This is a genomic window from Streptococcus sp. 27098_8_86, from assembly GCF_041432595.1.
Classification (GTDB): Bacteria; Bacillota; Bacilli; order Lactobacillales; family Streptococcaceae; genus Streptococcus; species Streptococcus pneumoniae_F.
Map to the genome: position 1 here is coordinate 1 of NZ_JAPVZW010000013.1, position 16,792 is coordinate 16,792.

The window sequence follows — 16,792 nt, forward strand, 5'->3', positions numbered from 1 at the left end:
CATTACAGAGATACGTAAGCGTATCTTTTTTTGTTTAACTAGATATTATATACATTAAGAGAGAATCAGTTTGCTTCTCTCTTTTTTAATTGGCTCTTTGTCAACTGTAGTGGGTTGATGAAAAGCTAAGCACGAGAAAGGACAAATTTAGTTCTTTCTTTTTTGATATTCAGAGCGATAAAAATCCGTTTTTTGAAGTTTCCAAAGTTCCGAAAACCAAAGGCATTGCGCTTGATAAGTTTGATGAGATTATTCGTTGCTTCCAATTTTGCGTTGGAAAAGGGGAGTTGAAGGGCGTTGACAATTTTCTTTTTGCCCTTGAGAAAGGTTTTAAAGACAGTCTGAAAAAGAGGATGAACCTGCTTTAGATTGTCCTCAATGAGTCCGAAAAATTTATCCGGTTCCTTATTCTGAAAGTTAAAAAGCAAGAGTCATAGAGATGATAGTGGTGTTTCAAGTCTTCTGAATAGCTCAAAAGCTTGTTTAGAATTTCTTTATTAGTCAAGTGCATACGAAAAGTAGGGAGATTAAAACGTTTATCACTCAATTTACGACTATCCTGCTGAATGAGCTTCTAGTATCGCTTGAGAGCCTTGTATTCATGAGATTTTCGTTCAAATTGATTCATGATTTGAACACGAACACGACTCATAGCATGGCTTAGATGTTGAACAATGTGTAAGCAATCAAGTACAATTCTTGCTTTTGGAAAAAGCTGTTTAACCAAGTCATAATAAGGACTAAACAGATCCATAGTAATAATTTTTACCTGACAGCGAACAGCTCTATGGTAGCGAAGAAAGTTATTTCGGATGACAGTTTGTGTTCTACCCTCAAGAACAGCTATGATACTGAGATTGTCAAAATCTTGCGCAATGAACCTCATCTTCATCTACCGATTGAAACAGTCACTCACCTGACTTTTTTAACATCCAAGGGCATAATTTCAGGCAAATGGCTAAAGCTACACTCAAAGTGAAAGTCATTGAGCTTGCGAATGACAGTTGAAGTTGAAATGGCTAGCTGATGTGAAATATCGGTCATAGAAGTCTTTTCAATCAGCTTTTGAGTAATCTTTTGGTTGATGATACGAGGGATTTGGTGATTCCTCTTGACGATAGAAGTCTCAGCCACTATCGTTTTTGAACAGTGATAGCACTTGAATCGACGCTTGCTAAGCAGAATTTTAGCAGGCATACCAGTCGTTTCAAGGTAAGGAATCTTAGACAGTTTTTGAAAGTCATATTTCTTCATTTGACTTCCCACAATGAGGACAAGATGGGGCATCGTATTCCAGTTTAGAGATGATTTACTTGTGGGTATTCCTATTGATAACAGCTAAATTCCCAAACTAAGTTCCACCGCTAGTAAAAGTGGAAGTTACTTTGAGTAGTTACCCTTATTGATAGCATCCATAATTTGGATATTAGGATCTTTAATATCGAGTAGTTTTGTGATAAAGTGTAGTTGTTCCATATGATTCTTTCTAATGAGTTGTTTGGTAACTTTTCATTATAGATCTTATGGGACTTTTCTATTGCCACTTTTTTCTTTTTCATTTTCATGTTAAAATAAATATATGAATCAATATCAGAAAAAGATTGTTAAGGGGACAATCTATTCACTATTATCAGGTTTAATCTGGGGGATTTGCGGGATTTTAGGAGAGTATTTCTTTACTCATTATAAAGTATCTTCGGGCTGGATTACTTCTATGCGTTTACTGGTAGCCGGAAGTCTTGTTTTGATCCTATCAGCCTTTCAGTTACGTAGGAAGTTAGTCGATATTTGGCGAGATAAGAAAAATTACCTGCCCTTTTTAGCCTATGCTATTTTGGGGATTTTTTCTGTGCAGTTTTTCTTTTATCTATGCGTTGAGTACTCAAATGCGACAACTGCGACTATTTTACAATTCATCAGTCCAGTTTTTATCCTATTTTACAATCGAATGGTTTACAAAAAGAAGGCGTCTCTTAGTGCTATCCTATATGTTTTGATTGCCATGCTGGGTGTGTTTTTAATGGCTACTAGAGGAGATTTATCGCAGCTGTCTATGACTCCCTTGGCTTTGATAACGGGCTTGCTCAGTGCAGTTGGAGTCATGTTTAATGTTATCTTGCCACAATCTTTTGCCAAACGATATGGCTTTATACCGACAGTTGGTTGGGGGATGATTATAGCGGGATTATTTAGTAACCTACTCCATCCAGTCTATCGTATTACTTTTCAGTTAGATATTGTGAGTGTGTTGATTTGCTTAACGATAGCTGTATTCGGGACTGCATTTGCTTTCTTTATTTCGATGAAGGCGGTATCCCTTGTATCTCCTTTGGTTGTATCAGTGGTGAGTGCTAGTGAGCCCCTTTCTTCAGCTCTACTGAGCGTCCTTTTTCTTGGTCTAGTTATGGATGGATTTTTAGCTTTGTCTATGGTGTTGATTATTGTTCCTATGATTTTCTTGTCTGTAGAAGAAGCTAAGGGGAGAAATTAAAGAGGGTTATTTTAATAGTTGAGGCTTCAAATTTGAGGCCTTTTTTGGTAGAATAGGTATCATTAAAATGAACTAGGAGGCGCCTATGACTGCTACAAAAATGAACGCTCAAGAAATTATCCAATTTATCGCAAATGCTGAAAAGAAAACCAGTGTTAAAGTAACCTTTGAGGGACAACTCGCAACTGCTGTACCTGGATCTGTTGTTAAACTAGGGAATGTCCTATTTGGAGACTGGAAGGACGTGGCTCCGCTTCTCGATGGTTTGGTAGAAAATCAAGACTATGTTGTTGAGCAAGATGCTCGCAATTCAGCAGTTCCCTTGCTAGATAAACGTGCTATCAATGCTCGTATCGAGCCAGGTGCTATTATCCGTGATCAGGTTGAAATTGGTGACAATGCTGTTATCATGATGGGAGCTGTTATCAATATCGGTGCTGAAATCGGTGCAGGAACCATGATTGACATGGGGGCTATCCTTGGTGGCCGTGCTATCGTTGGGAAAAACAGTCACGTTGGTGCAGGTGCCGTTCTTGCAGGTGTGATTGAGCCAGCTAGCGCAGAACCAGTCCGTGTTGGAGACAATGTTCTCATCGGTGCCAACGCAGTGGTTATCGAAGGGGTCCAAATCGGTAATGGTTCAGTTGTCGCAGCAGGAGCTATTGTTACCCAAGATGTCCCAGAAAACGTGGTGGTAGCAGGTGTTCCAGCTCGTATCATCAAAGAGATTGATGCCCAAACCCAACAAAAAACAGCGCTAGAGGATGCGCTTCGTACCTTATAATTGTAAAAGTAATAAAGAGGCGGAACCCTTCTTCCAGCCTCTTTCTGCTATATCGGAGGATAGATAGATGTTAGATTTGATTCAGACTAGACGAGATTTGCACCAGATTCCAGAGATTGGCTTGGAGGAGTTCAAGACTCATGCTTATTTGCTGGATGTGATTGAGAAATTGACTGCGGGCAAGAATTTTGTCCAAGTTCGTACTTGGCGGACAGGTATTTTGGTTTATTTGCAGGGAAGCCAGCCAGAGCGTACCATTGGTTGGCGAACAGACATTGATGGCCTGCCTATCGTCGAACAAACAGGCCTTCCTTTCGCTTCTCAGCACCAAGGTCGTATGCATGCTTGTGGGCATGATTTTCATATGACTATTGCCTTGGGCTGTCTAGAGCGCGCCCTTGAGGAGCAACCCAAGAACAATTTACTCTTTCTGTTTCAACCTGCTGAAGAAAATGAAGCAGGTGGTATGCTTATGTATGAGGACGGTGCATTTGGAGACTGGTTACCAGACCAATTTTATGGACTCCATGTCCGTCCAGATTTGAAGGTTGGACAGATTGCGACCAATACTCATACTCTCTTTGCAGGGACTTGCGAGGTGAAGATCCGTTTCAAAGGTAAAGGAGGACACGCAGCCTTTCCACATGAAGCCAATGATGCCTTGGTGTCCGCTAGTTACTTTGTGACCCAGGTGCAGTCAGTTGTCAGCCGCAATGTTAACCCAATAGAGGGAGCAGTGGTCACCTTTGGTGTTTTTCAGGCTGGAACAACCAACAATGTCATCACAGACACTGCCTTTTTACATGGAACTATTCGAGCCTTGACACAGGACATGAGTCTCTTGGTGCAAAAGCGGGTCAAAACAGTTGCAGAAGGGGTTGCAGCTGCCTTTGATATGGAAGTCGAAGTGGAACTCAAGCAAGGTGGTTACCTGCCTGTTGAGAACAATCCAGCCTTGGCGCGTGAACTGATGGATTTCTTTGAAGAAAAAGACGGAATTGAGTTAATTGATATTGAACCTGCTATGACAGGTGAAGACTTTGGTTATCTCCTTTCGAAGGTAGACGGTGTTATGTTTTGGTTGGGTATCGATAGTCCCTACGCTCTTCATCACCCTCAGATGAGTCCTAAGGAAGAAGCATTAGCTATTGGGGTGGATGCGGTCTCTAGTTTCCTCAAAAAGAAGGCAGCAGAGTAGAGGGGTTGTCTATGAAATCGGAATTACGTAAGCAAGTCTTACAAGAAATGAAGGTTTTACCTCGAGAGCAAAAACAATTTATAGACCAAGCTTTAACTGAGCGACTTTTACACCATCCCTTCTACCAAGAAGCTAAGGTCATCGCAAGCTACCTCTCTTTTCCTCATGAGTTTCAAACGCAGGAACTGATTGAGCAGGCGCTGAAGGACGGCAAGAAGGTTCTGATACCCAAAACTTATCCCAAGGGGTGCATGGACTTTGTAGTCTATAATCCGCAACAACTGGTCAAAACTTCCTTTGGCTTACTGGAACCACAGGGAGATTTGGAAGTGGTGGATGCCTCTCAGATTGATTTGATTCATGTTCCTGGTCTGGCTTTTACGACGGAAGGATATCGGATTGGATACGGTGGAGGCTATTATGACCGCTATCTGGAACATTTTTCTGGTCATACTTTGAGTACGGTTTATCCTTGTCAAATTCAGGATTTTATCCCTGAAAAGCATGATATTCCTGTTCAGGAGGTTTTAATTGATGAAGGAAATCTTTGATAGACGTTACCCTGTAACGAGTTGCTTCCTCTTAGTGACGGCCTTGGTGTTTCTACTAATGTTGGTGACTACAGGTGGAAACTTTGACAGGGCGGATACCTTATTTCGATTTGGAGCCATGTATGGGCCTGCTATTCGGCTCTTTCCCGAGCAGATTTGGCGTCTCTTTTCTGCCATTTTTGTTCATATTGGGTGGGAGCATTTCATTGTTAATATGCTTTCGCTCTATTATCTTGGTAGGCAAGTAGAGGAAATTTTCGGATCCAAGAAGTTTTTCTTTCTCTATCTTTTATCAGGAATGATGGGCAATCTCTTTGTTTTTGTATTTAGTCCCAAATCCTTAGCAGCAGGAGCTTCTACTTCTCTCTATGGGCTATTTGCCGCGATTATCATTCTTCGCTATGCAACGCGTAATCCTTATATCCAACAGCTAGGGCAATCTTATCTGACACTTTTTGTGGTTAACATTATTGGAAGTGTTCTGATTCCAGGAATCAGCCTAGCAGGCCATATCGGGGGAGCAGTTGGTGGAGCATTTCTAGCAATTATCTTTCCAGTCCGAGGAGAAAGACGGATGTATAGTACTAGCCAGAGGTTAGGAGCGGTAGTGTTATTCGTAGGACTCGCAGTGTTGCTTTTCTACAAGGGAATGGGATTGTGACGACTAATATGTAAACTTGAATAAGAAAAAAAGCTACTTGAAAAATGAGTAGCTTTTAATGTGTTTTGGAACCATTTAAAACAAACAGCTCTAAAACTTCATTTAGACTTCGGTCCTAAACAACTTGGTTTTGGAACCATTCGAAACAACACAGCAAGTTAAAATAAGGCTTTGTATGTAGATGATTTGAGAAAGTGAGCGCCCATTCTATCGCGAAGAAGTCATTTGTAAATAAGTTTTTTTGCAGAAAATTGAGAATGGTGTGCTTTTTTATTTCTTTTGTATCGTAAGTTTCTAGAATATAGTGTTGTATCAGTCTTATTATATATTTTAAAAATAGAAAATGTTATAATATTAGAAATTGATTGAAGAATTATTAGAATAAAAGAGGTATAAAGTTGGAAAATTGTGTTTACATTATTTCAGGCCCCCCAGGCGTTGGGAAAAGTACTGTTAGTAAAGAGTTAGCTTATTCTTTTGATAAGAGTGCAGTTATAGAGGGGGATTTGATTTACTTAATGATTAAAGGTGGCATAGTGGCTCCCTGGGAAGATGAGGGCTATTACATGGATTTGTTTTGGGACAATATCATCAGCTTGGCCAATAATTTTATAACTCGAGGCATCTCTGTCGTAATAGAGTATGTCATTTTTGAATACCAACTGAAGAAAATTGCTTCTTTCTTAAAAGAAAAACAAATTGGTCTAAAATATTGTGTCTTAATGGCCGAAGAAAAAACCTTGAAAGATAGGGATGATTCTCGAAAAGAAATTGAAAGAGTGGGCAACTTATCAATACAAGCAAGAAGTGAGTTTCTAGCTAAAAATAAGGAGAAGGAAAAACATTTTCTGTATACAGATGATTTAGACGTCCCCAAAATAGCAAATATCATTAAAAATTCAAATCGATTTTTGATTGAAAATCTGTAATCCATCATTAAGGACCGAAGTTGAGTTGGTAGATTTAGAGACATATCTCATAAATCTTTAAATTGTATGTAAATTTGTAAAATAATTAAGTCTCCAGAGTCAACTTGCTGGAGACTTAATTTATTAACTGGAAACTAATTCTATTCCCCCTCAGATAATTCTTTTCCCAATTGGATGAGGTAATCTTTCAAGTCATCTTTGACTTGTGGGTGCTTGAGGGCATAGTCAATAGATGTTTTCATAAAGCCAAACTTATCCCCAACGTCGTAACGAGCTCCTGTAAATTCACGGGCGAAAACACGTTGTGTTTTATTAAGTGTATCAATAGCGTCGGTAAGCTGGATTTCATTTCCAGCACCGGGAGCTTGATTTTCGAGGATCTCAAAAATTTCTGGTGTGAGCAGATAGCGCCCGATAATTGCTAAATCACTTGGAGCATCCTCTGGAGCTGGTTTTTCAACGAAAGTTTCGACACTGTAGAGACCATTAATCCCTTCACCCTGAGGAGCGATAACTCCATATGCTGAAACTTCTTCATGAGGGACAGGCATAACAGCAATTGTTGATGCGTGAGTCGTCTCGTAATCGTTCATCAATTGTTTTGTCAAAGGTACAGCATGGTCATCTGTGATATCCATTAGGTCGTCACCAAGCATGACAACGAAGGGCTCATTTCCTACAAAAGCTTTTGCTTGTAAGACAGCATCGCCAAGACCACGAGGATGGCTTTGACGGATAAAGTGAAGGCGAATGCCAGTTGTTTCGTCTACCAATTTTAGTAAGTCATGTTTGCCTTTTTCTTTGAGGTTGTACTCAAGCTCAAAGTTTGAGTCAAAGTGGTCTTCAATAGAACGTTTTGATTTACCAGTGACAACCAGAATATCTTCAATACCTGATTTAAGAGCTTCTTCTACGATAAATTGGATAGTTGGTTTGTCTACAATTGGCAACATTTCTTTAGCAAGTGCTTTGGTTGCTGGTAAAAATCGAGTCCCAAGTCCAGCGGCAGGGATGACTGCCTTTCTAACTTTTGATGTCATAAGAATCCTTTCTCTAGAGGGTTAAGACCACTCATTTTCTGCTTTAAATTCATTGTTCATGATGTCATAAATGGCATCTTTGATATTGGTTCCGTGGTAGATAACTTGGTAAATAGCCTGTGTAATGGGCATATAGACTCCAAGTTCTTGCGCTAGTTCATAGGCTGCTCGAGTCGTTGAGATTCCTTCGATTACCATGCCCATATTGGCTTCGATATCAGCTAGAGATTCTCCACGACCAAGAGCATCTCCAGCTCTCCAGTTACGAGAGTGGATGGATGTTCCCGTTACAATCAAATCTCCCACACCAGATAAGCCGCTATAGGTCAATGGATTGGCACCGAGTGCTACCCCTAGGCGGGTAATTTCTGCCAAGCCTCGAGCGATGATGGCTGCCTTAGCGTTGTCACCAAATCCTAAACCATGTAAGGCTCCAGCACCGACAGCGATAATGTTTTTAAGAGCACCAGCGGTTTCGACCCCGATAACATCCGTATTGGTATAAAGTCGGAAGTAGTGATTACTAAAGAGTTCTTGAACGTATTGAGCGGTTTGTAAATCTTTAGAAGCAGCAGTGATTAAAGTTAGGTCACGCACAATGGTTTCTTCTGCATGACTAGGTCCTGAAACAACGACAATATCACTGCGGAGATGTTCAGGAATTTCTTCTTCAAGGATAGTTGATAATCGTTTATGGCTATCAGGTTCTAATCCCTTTGATGCGTGCATGATGATAGCCTTATGGTCCAAGGTTTTTGCAACTTGTTGGGCAACAAGTCGTGTCACTTTTGTTGGGACAACAAACAAAATCGCATCTACATCTTTCAGTGCCTCTGCTAAGTCGGTGTAGGCAATGATATTTTCATCTAGAACGACATCTTTAAAGTAGTGTTTGTTAGTATGATAGGTATTAATTTCATTGATTTGCTCGGGAATGTTTCCCCAAATACGTACCTCGTGTCCATTGTCATTTAAGACTTGTGAAAGGGCAGTTCCCCAAGAACCAGGCCCCAAGACGGCGATGGTTTGTTTTTCCATATTCCCCTCCTTTATAACCTTCTTTTTACTATTTTACCATAAAAACCTTTATCATGCATTACTGTAGATGAAAGCGCACTAATTTGTATCAAGGAGACTTCTTTGACAAGTTCTCACTTTTTTGCTAGAATAACATCACACAAACAGAATGAGAAGGAGCTGACGCATTGTCGCTCCCTTTTGTCTATTTTTTAAGGAGAAAGTATGCTGATTCAGAAAATAAAAACCTACAAGTGGCAGGCCTTGGCTTCGCTCCTGATGACAGGCTTGATGGTTGCTAGTTCACTTTTGCAACCGCGTTATCTGCAGGAAGTGTTAGACGCCCTCCTTGCTGGGAAATATGAAGCCATTTATAGTATAGGGGCTTGGTTGATTGGTGTGGCCTTGGTCGGTCTAGTTGCTGGTGGTCTTAATGTTGTCCTAGCAGCCTATATTGCCCAAGGAGTTTCATCCGATCTTCGAGAGGATGCCTTCCGTAAAATCCAAACCTTTTCTTATGCCAATATTGAACAATTTAATGCGGGAAATCTAGTCGTTCGCATGACAAATGATATCAACCAGATTCAGAACGTGGTCATGATGACCTTCCAAATTCTTTTCAGACTTCCCCTCTTGTTCATCGGTTCGTTTATCTTGGCGGTTCAAACCCTACCTTCTCTGTGGTGGGTGATTGTTCTCATGGTGATCTTAATTTTTGGTTTGACTGCTGTCATGATGGGTATGATGGGGCCTCGTTTTGCCAAGTTTCAAACCCTTCTTGAACGCATCAATGCCATTGCCAAGGAAAATCTGCGTGGCGTTCGTGTGGTCAAGTCCTTTGTCCAAGAAAAAGAGCAGTTTGCTAAGTTTACGGAGGTTTCAGACGAGCTACTCGGTCAAAATCTTTACATTGGTTATGCCTTTTCAGTAGTGGAACCCTTTATGATGTTGGTCGGTTATGGGTCGGTATTCCTCTCTATTTGGCTAGTTGCAGGGATGGTTCAGTCGGATCCGTCAGTTGTTGGCTCCATTGCTTCCTTTGTCAATTACCTAAGCCAGATTATCTTTACCATTGTCATGGTTGGATTTTTGGGAAATTCTGTCAGTCGTGCTATGATTTCCATGCGTCGTATTCGAGAAATTCTAGACGCAGAGCCAGCCATGACCTTCAAGGATGTGCCAGATGAAGAGTTGGTCGGAAGTCTTAGCTTTGAAAATGTGACCTTTACCTATCCAATGGACAAGGAACCGATGCTGAAAGATGTGACCTTTACTATCGAACCTGGTCAGATGGTTGGTGTAGTTGGAGCCACTGGTGCAGGAAAATCAACCTTGGCTCAATTGATTCCACGTCTCTTTGACCCGCAGGAAGGGGCTATCAAAATCGGAGGCAAGGATATTCGAGAAGTGAGTGAAGGGACCCTGCGTAAAGCTGTCTCTATCGTTCTCCAACGTGCCATTCTCTTTAGTGGGACGATTGCTGATAACTTGAGACAGGGCAAAGGAGATGCCACTCTATTTGAAATGGAGCGAGCAGCCAATATTGCTCAAGCCAGTGAATTCATTCATCGTATGGAAAAAACCTTTGAAAGTCCAGTTGAGGAACGGGGAACCAATTTCTCTGGTGGACAAAAGCAAAGGATGTCGATTGCGCGTGGGATTGTCAGCAATCCACGTATTCTGATTTTTGACGATTCGACCTCGGCCTTGGATGCCAAGTCAGAGCGCCTGGTTCAAGAAGCCTTGAATAAGGACTTGAAGGGGACGACAACCATTATCATCGCGCAAAAGATTAGCTCGGTTGTCCATGCAGACAAGATCTTGGTACTGGATCAAGGACGATTGATTGGTCAAGGTACGCATGCAGACTTGGTTGCCAACAATGCTGTTTACCGTGAAATCTACGAAACACAGAAAGGAAAGGAGGAGTAAAATGAAGACAGTTCAATTTTTTTGGAATTATTTTAAAGTCTATAAGCTATCATTTGTAGTTGTTATCCTGATGATTGTTCTGGCAACTCTTGCCCAAGCCCTCTTTCCGGTCTTTTCTGGACAAGCAGTGACGCAGCTAGCTAATTTAGTTCAAGCTTATCAAAATGGCAATCCAGAACTTGTTTGGCAAAGCCTATCAGGAATCATGGTCAATCTTGGCCTGCTGGTTTTGGTTCTCTTTATCTCCAGTGTCATATACATGTGTCTTATGACGCGCGTGATTGCAGAGTCGACAAACGAGATGCGCAAAGGCCTCTTCGGTAAGCTTTCTCGGTTAGCTGTTTCTTTCTTTGACCGCCGAAAAGATGGCGATATCCTGTCTCGTTTTACCAGTGATTTGGATAATATCCTCCAAGCCTTTAACGAAAGTTTGATTCAGGTCATGAGCAATATTGTTTTATATATTGGTCTGATTCTCGTCATGTTTTCGAGAAATGTGACGCTGGCCCTCATCACCATAGCAAGCACACCAGTGGCCTTCCTTATGCTGATTTTTATTGTAAAAATGGCACGCAAATACACCAACCTCCAGCAAAAAGAGGTAGGGAAACTCAACGCCTATATGGACGAGAGTATTTCAGGCCAAAAAGCCGTGATTGTGCAAGGAATTCAAGAGGATATGATGGCAGGGTTTCTTGAACAAAATGAGCGCGTGCGCAGGGCAACCTTTAAAGGAAGAATGTTCTCAGGAATTCTTTTCCCTGTCATGAATGGGATGAGTCTGGTCAACACAGCCATCGTTATCTTTGCTGGTTCGGCCGTTCTATTAAACGATAAGACTATTGAAACAAGTACAGCCCTAGGTTTGATTGTTATGTTTGCACAATTTTCACAGCAGTACTACCAGCCTATTATTCAAGTTGCGGCTAGTTGGGGAAGCCTTCAGTTAGCCTTTACAGGTGCTGAACGAATTCAGGAAATGTTTGATGCAGAGGAAGAAATTCGACCTGAAAAGGCGCCGACCTTTACTAAGTTGCAAGAAGGTGTTGAAATCAGTCATATTGATTTTTCATACTTACCTGATAAACCTATTTTGAAAGATGTCAGCATTTCTGCCCCTAAAGGCCAGATGACTGCAGTTGTTGGGCCAACAGGTTCAGGGAAAACGACTATTATGAACCTTATCAATCGCTTTTATGATGTTGATGCTGGTGGTATTTATTTTGATGGGAAAGACATCCGTGACTATGACTTGGATAGTCTCAGAAGCAAGGTGGGGATTGTCTTGCAAGATTCGGTCTTATTTAGTGGAACCATTCGAGACAATATCCGTTTCGGTGTGCCAGATGCTAGTCAAGAAATGGTTGAGGCAGCAGCCAAGGCAACCCACATTCACGACTATATCGAAAGCTTGCCTGATAAGTACGATACTCTTATAGATGACGACCAGAGCATCTTCTCAACTGGGCAAAAGCAATTGATTTCTATCGCTCGAACCCTGATGACAGATCCAGAAGTTCTCATTCTCGATGAAGCCACTTCAAACGTAGATACGGTGACAGAAAGCAAGATTCAGCATGCCATGGAGGCAGTTGTAGCAGGTAGAACCAGTTTTGTCATTGCCCATCGCTTGAAAACCATCCTCAATGCAGACCAGATTATTGTCCTCAAAGATGGAGAAGTCATTGAACGTGGTAATCACCATGAACTCTTGAAGTTAGGTGGATTTTACTCAGAACTCTATCACAATCAATTTGTTTTCGAATAAGAAAGAAGTTGTCCTATGTGGGCAGCTTTTTCTTGTCCATAAAAAATATTTATCACAGCCTTAAAAAAAACATATTAGACGAAAGGCGTTTTGAGTGATATGATAGGACTATCGTTAATATTCGAAAGGAGAGGCATCATGGCTAGAACGGTTGTAGGAGTTGCTGCAAATCTATGTCCCGTAGACGCAGAAGGTAAAAACATTCACTCATCTGTATCTTGTAGATTCGCAGAGAGCATTCGTCAAGTCGGTGGTCTCCCTTTAGTCATTCCTGTTGGTGATGAGTCAGTTGTACGTGATTATGTGGAAATGATTGATAAACTCATTTTGACAGGAGGCCAAAATGTTCATCCTCAGTTTTATGGAGAGAAAAAGACCATCGAGAGCGATGATTACAATCTGGTCCGTGACGAATTTGAATTGGCACTCTTGAAGGAAGCTCTCCGTCAGAACAAACCAATTATGGCAATCTGTCGTGGTGTTCAACTTGTCAATGTTGCCTTTGGTGGAACCCTCAATCAAGAAATCGAAGGTCACTGGCAAGGACTGCCTTTCGGAACATCTCATTCTATTGAGACAGTAGAAGGAAGTGTGGTGGCCAAGCTATTTGGAAAAGAAAGTCAGGTTAATTCCGTTCATCGTCAAAGTATTAAAGATTTGGCACCTAATTTCCGTGTGACTGCCATTGATCCAAGAGACCAAACCATCGAAGCGATTGAGTCTATCGACGAACACCGTATTATCGGTTTGCAGTGGCATCCAGAGTTTCTGGTTAATGAGGAAGATGGCAATTTAGAACTATTTGAGTATTTATTGAATGAACTGTGACGACTGGGACATCTGGTCGTTCTTTATTTTATTTTTTCAAAATTTTTGGAATGTGACATTTTTACGCAAACGTTTGAATTCTGATAAAAATTGGAGAAATTCGACAAAAAAACTTGAAAAAAACGAAGGTAAGCGTTATGATAGAAAAGAAGAAATATTGGAGGAATAACATGTCACATATTAAATTTGATTATTCAAAAGTTTTAGACAAATTTGTTGCACCACATGAAGTGGAATACATGCAATCACAAGTAACAGCAGCAGATGAATTGATCCGTAAAGGAACTGGTGCTGGTAGCGACTTTTTGGGATGGTTGGACCTTCCTGAAAACTACGACCGCGAAGAATTTGACCGCATCTTGAAAGCTGCTGAGCAAATCAAATCAGACAGCGATGTTTTGGTTGTGATCGGTATCGGTGGATCTTACCTTGGTGCCAAAGCAGCAATCGACTTCTTGAACCACCACTTTGCAAACTTGCAAACAAAAGAAGAACGCAAAGCTCCACAAATCCTTTACGCAGGAAACTCAATCTCATCTACTTACCTTGCTGACTTGGTAGAGTATGTTGCAGACAAAGACTTCTCAGTAAACGTGATTTCTAAATCAGGTACAACAACTGAACCAGCGATTGCTTTCCGTGTCTTCAAAGAACTTTTGGTTAAGAAATACGGTCAAGAAGAAGCTAACAAACGTATCTATGCAACAACTGACCGCCAAAAAGGTGCTGTTAAGGTTGAAGCAGACGCTAACGGTTGGGAAACATTTGTTGTTCCAGATGATATCGGTGGACGCTTCTCAGTATTGACAGCCGTTGGTTTGCTTCCAATCGCAGCATCAGGAGCTGACATCAAAGCCCTTATGGAGGGTGCGAATGCAGCTCGCAAAGACTACACTTCAGATAAAATCTCTGAAAACGAAGCTTACCAATACGCAGCCGTTCGTAACATCCTTTACCGTAAAGGCTATGCAACTGAAATCTTGGTAAACTATGAGCCATCACTTCAATACTTCTCAGAATGGTGGAAACAATTGGCTGGTGAATCAGAAGGGAAAGACCAAAAAGGTATCTACCCAACTTCAGCCAACTTCTCAACTGACTTGCACTCACTTGGTCAATTTATCCAAGAGGGAACTCGTATCATGTTTGAAACAGTTGTTCGTGTTGACAAACCTCGTAAGAACGTGATTATCCCTACTTTGGAAGAAGACCTTGACGGACTTGGTTACCTTCAAGGAAAAGACGTTGACTTTGTAAACAAAAAAGCGACTGACGGTGTTCTTCTTGCCCACACAGATGGTGATGTACCAAACATGTACGTGACTCTTCCAGAGCAAGACGCTTTCACTCTTGGTTATACAATCTACTTCTTCGAATTGGCTATCGCCCTTTCTGGTTACTTGAATGCTATCAACCCATTCGACCAACCAGGTGTTGAAGCTTACAAACGTAACATGTTTGCCCTTCTTGGAAAACCAGGATTTGAAGAATTGAGCAAAGAACTTAACGCACGTCTATAATAGAAGAAAAGAGTGGTTTGTCCACTCTTTTTACTCTCTTTATTCATAGAAATTGGACTCAGCCAAGACTTGTGATATAATATAGAGAGCAAAAAGGCAGATGCCTAGAGACTTTATAGGAGAAACTATGTCAAAAGATATCCGCGTACGTTACGCACCAAGTCCAACAGGACTACTACACATCGGGAATGCCCGTACAGCATTGTTTAACTACTTGTATGCACGCCATCATGGTGGAACATTTATCATTCGTATCGAAGATACTGACCGTAAACGCCATGTCGAAGATGGGGAACGCTCACAGCTTGAAAACCTTAGCTGGTTAGGCATGGATTGGGATGAAAGCCCAGAAACACATGAAAACTACCGCCAGTCTGAGCGTTTGGACTTGTATCAAAAATACATTGACCAACTATTAGCTGAAGGAAAAGCCTACAAATCTTACGTTACAGAAGAAGAGCTGGCAGCTGAACGCGAACGTCAAGAAGCAGCTGGTGAAACACCTCGTTATATCAACGAATACCTTGGTATGAGTGAAGAGGAAAAAGCGGCTTATATCGCAGAACGTGAAGCTGCTGGTATCATACCAACAGTTCGCTTGGCGGTCAATGAGTCAGGTATCTACAAGTGGCATGATATGGTCAAAGGTGATATCGAATTTGAAGGTGGCAATATCGGTGGTGACTGGGTTATCCAAAAGAAAGATGGTTACCCAACATACAACTTTGCCGTTGTCATCGATGACCATGATATGCAAATTTCTCACGTAATCCGTGGAGACGACCACATTGCTAATACACCAAAACAGCTCATGGTTTATGAAGCACTTGGTTGGGAAGCTCCAGAGTTTGGTCACATGACTTTGATTATCAACTCTGAAACTGGGAAAAAATTGTCTAAACGTGATACCAACACCCTTCAATTTATCGAAGACTACCGTAAAAAAGGTTATTTACCAGAAGCAGTCTTTAACTTTATTGCTCTTCTTGGTTGGAACCCAGGTGGCGAAGATGAAATCTTCTCTCGTGAAGAACTCATTAAACTTTTCGATGAAAACCGCCTCAGCAAGTCTCCAGCAGCCTTTGATCAGAAGAAACTCGACTGGATGAGCAATGATTATATCAAGAATGCAGACCTAGAAACTATCTTTGAAATGGCAAAACCATTCTTAGAGGAAGTAGGCCGTTTAACTGATAAGGCTGAAAAATTAGTTGAGCTCTATAAACCACAAATGAAATCAGTAGATGAGATTATCCCATTGACAGATCTCTTCTTCTCAGATTTCCCAGAATTGACAGAAGCAGAACGCGAAGTCATGGCGGGGGAAACAGTCCCAACAGTTCTTGAAGCCTTCAAGGCAAAACTTGAAGCGATGACAGATGATGAATTTGTAACAGAAAATATCTTCCCACAAATCAAAGCTGTTCAAAAAGAAACAGGTATCAAAGGGAAAAATCTCTTCATGCCAATTCGTATTGCTGTTTCAGGTGAAATGCATGGACCAGAATTGCCAGATACTATCTTCTTGTTAGGTCGTGAAAAATCAATCCAGCATATCGAAAATATGTTAAAGGAAATCTCTAAGTAAGAAGGGTACAATAATGGACATCTGGGAAAAGATGTACGAAGAAGCACAGAAATTGTATAATCCACATGAAGTATCTGATTTTGTTTATGCTAATCATGTCGTTGCTGCAGTAGAAGCAGAAGATGGACAAATATTTACAGGATTCTGTATGGAGGGAACCTGTGGTGTTTTCCATCTCTGCGCAGAGCGGGCAGCACTCTTTAATATGTATCAATTCTCAGGACAAACTAAGGTTAAGAAAATATTAGCCTTTCGAGATAAACCACCTTATGGTGGAAGTTCCGGTATGCCTTGTGGCGCTTGCAGAGAATTTCTTTTGGAGTTGAATGCTGAAAATAAAGATGCAGAATTTATGATGGACTACGATACAAGAAAGACGGTGAAAGTCGCAGAACTAATCCCGTATTGGTGGGGAGAAGAACGTGCTTCTAAGTTTAATAATCAATAGAAGAGTCAGTATAATTCTGGCTCTTTTTACTTAATTT

Annotated in this window: 14 protein-coding genes and 1 pseudogene; 12 read left to right on the forward strand and 3 right to left on the reverse strand. The window is 41.1% G+C overall.

The window, feature by feature from the left end:
- Positions 1 to 125 precede the first annotated feature (125 nt).
- A pseudogene (locus O3616_RS09500) lies at positions 126 to 1,350 on the reverse strand (ISL3 family transposase).
- Positions 1,351 to 1,579: 229 nt separating this feature from the next.
- On the opposite strand from O3616_RS09500, the gene O3616_RS09505 reads away from it, so the two are divergent.
- The 6 genes from O3616_RS09505 to O3616_RS09530 all read left to right on the forward strand — a co-directional run bounded on the left by O3616_RS09505 (position 1,580) and on the right by O3616_RS09530 (position 6,614).
- A complete protein-coding gene (locus O3616_RS09505; protein WP_049487374.1) occupies positions 1,580 to 2,491 on the forward strand; it encodes a DMT family transporter in 912 nt (303 codons plus the stop codon).
- An 85-nt stretch (positions 2,492 to 2,576) separates the two neighbouring features.
- A complete protein-coding gene (gene dapD, locus O3616_RS09510) occupies positions 2,577 to 3,275 on the forward strand; it encodes a 2,3,4,5-tetrahydropyridine-2,6-dicarboxylate N-acetyltransferase (protein WP_049487373.1) in 699 nt (232 codons plus the stop codon).
- Between the two features lie 67 nt (positions 3,276 to 3,342).
- Positions 3,343 to 4,473 (forward strand): N-acetyldiaminopimelate deacetylase, encoded by a 1,131-nt coding sequence (locus tag O3616_RS09515; RefSeq protein WP_371638732.1) that lies wholly within the window; start codon positions 3,343 to 3,345, stop codon positions 4,471 to 4,473.
- 11 nt (positions 4,474 to 4,484) lie between these two features.
- On the forward strand, positions 4,485 to 5,024 hold the full coding sequence (locus O3616_RS09520; protein WP_261267022.1) for a 5-formyltetrahydrofolate cyclo-ligase: 540 nt from the start codon (positions 4,485 to 4,487) through the stop codon (positions 5,022 to 5,024).
- Positions 5,008 to 5,685: a rhomboid family intramembrane serine protease gene (locus tag O3616_RS09525; RefSeq protein WP_371638733.1), complete on the forward strand. Its 678-nt coding sequence runs from the start codon at positions 5,008 to 5,010 to the stop codon at positions 5,683 to 5,685. The genes O3616_RS09520 and O3616_RS09525 overlap by 17 nt, the downstream gene beginning before the upstream one ends.
- Before the next feature lie 398 nt (positions 5,686 to 6,083).
- A complete protein-coding gene (locus tag O3616_RS09530; protein WP_371638734.1) occupies positions 6,084 to 6,614 on the forward strand; it encodes an AAA family ATPase in 531 nt (176 codons plus the stop codon).
- A 140-nt stretch (positions 6,615 to 6,754) separates the two neighbouring features.
- Here the strand turns inward: O3616_RS09530 and galU are convergent, their stop codons facing one another.
- The gene (gene galU / locus O3616_RS09535; protein ID WP_070480121.1) at positions 6,755 to 7,654 is read right to left on the reverse strand and encodes a UTP--glucose-1-phosphate uridylyltransferase GalU; all 900 of its coding nucleotides are present in this window, start codon (positions 7,652 to 7,654) and stop codon (positions 6,755 to 6,757) included.
- A gap of 21 nt (positions 7,655 to 7,675) precedes the next feature.
- The gene (locus O3616_RS09540; RefSeq protein ID WP_070480122.1) at positions 7,676 to 8,692 is read right to left on the reverse strand and encodes an NAD(P)H-dependent glycerol-3-phosphate dehydrogenase; all 1,017 of its coding nucleotides are present in this window, start codon (positions 8,690 to 8,692) and stop codon (positions 7,676 to 7,678) included.
- 204 nt (positions 8,693 to 8,896) lie between these two features.
- Here O3616_RS09540 and patA point away from each other — a divergent pair, with 204 nt between their 5' ends.
- The 6 genes from patA to O3616_RS09570 all read left to right on the forward strand — a co-directional run bounded on the left by patA (position 8,897) and on the right by O3616_RS09570 (position 16,755).
- The gene (gene patA, locus O3616_RS09545) at positions 8,897 to 10,603 is read left to right on the forward strand and encodes a multidrug efflux ABC transporter subunit PatA (RefSeq protein ID WP_049486964.1); all 1,707 of its coding nucleotides are present in this window, start codon (positions 8,897 to 8,899) and stop codon (positions 10,601 to 10,603) included.
- Between the two features lies 1 nt (position 10,604).
- Positions 10,605 to 12,371, forward strand: a complete 1,767-nt coding sequence (gene patB / locus O3616_RS09550) for a multidrug efflux ABC transporter subunit PatB (RefSeq protein ID WP_061590509.1) — start codon at positions 10,605 to 10,607, stop codon at positions 12,369 to 12,371.
- A 138-nt stretch (positions 12,372 to 12,509) separates the two neighbouring features.
- Positions 12,510 to 13,199, forward strand: coding sequence for a gamma-glutamyl-gamma-aminobutyrate hydrolase family protein (locus O3616_RS09555; protein ID WP_000124770.1), 690 nt, complete (start codon positions 12,510 to 12,512; stop codon positions 13,197 to 13,199).
- Positions 13,200 to 13,369: 170 nt separating this feature from the next.
- Positions 13,370 to 14,719, forward strand: a complete 1,350-nt coding sequence (locus O3616_RS09560) for a glucose-6-phosphate isomerase (protein ID WP_000018269.1) — start codon at positions 13,370 to 13,372, stop codon at positions 14,717 to 14,719.
- A 127-nt stretch (positions 14,720 to 14,846) separates the two neighbouring features.
- A complete protein-coding gene (gltX, locus tag O3616_RS09565) occupies positions 14,847 to 16,307 on the forward strand; it encodes a glutamate--tRNA ligase (RefSeq protein WP_061590511.1) in 1,461 nt (486 codons plus the stop codon).
- A 13-nt stretch (positions 16,308 to 16,320) separates the two neighbouring features.
- Entirely contained in the window at positions 16,321 to 16,755 is a 435-nt protein-coding gene (locus tag O3616_RS09570; protein ID WP_061590512.1) for a cytidine deaminase, read from the forward strand.
- Positions 16,756 to 16,792 lie beyond the last annotated feature (37 nt).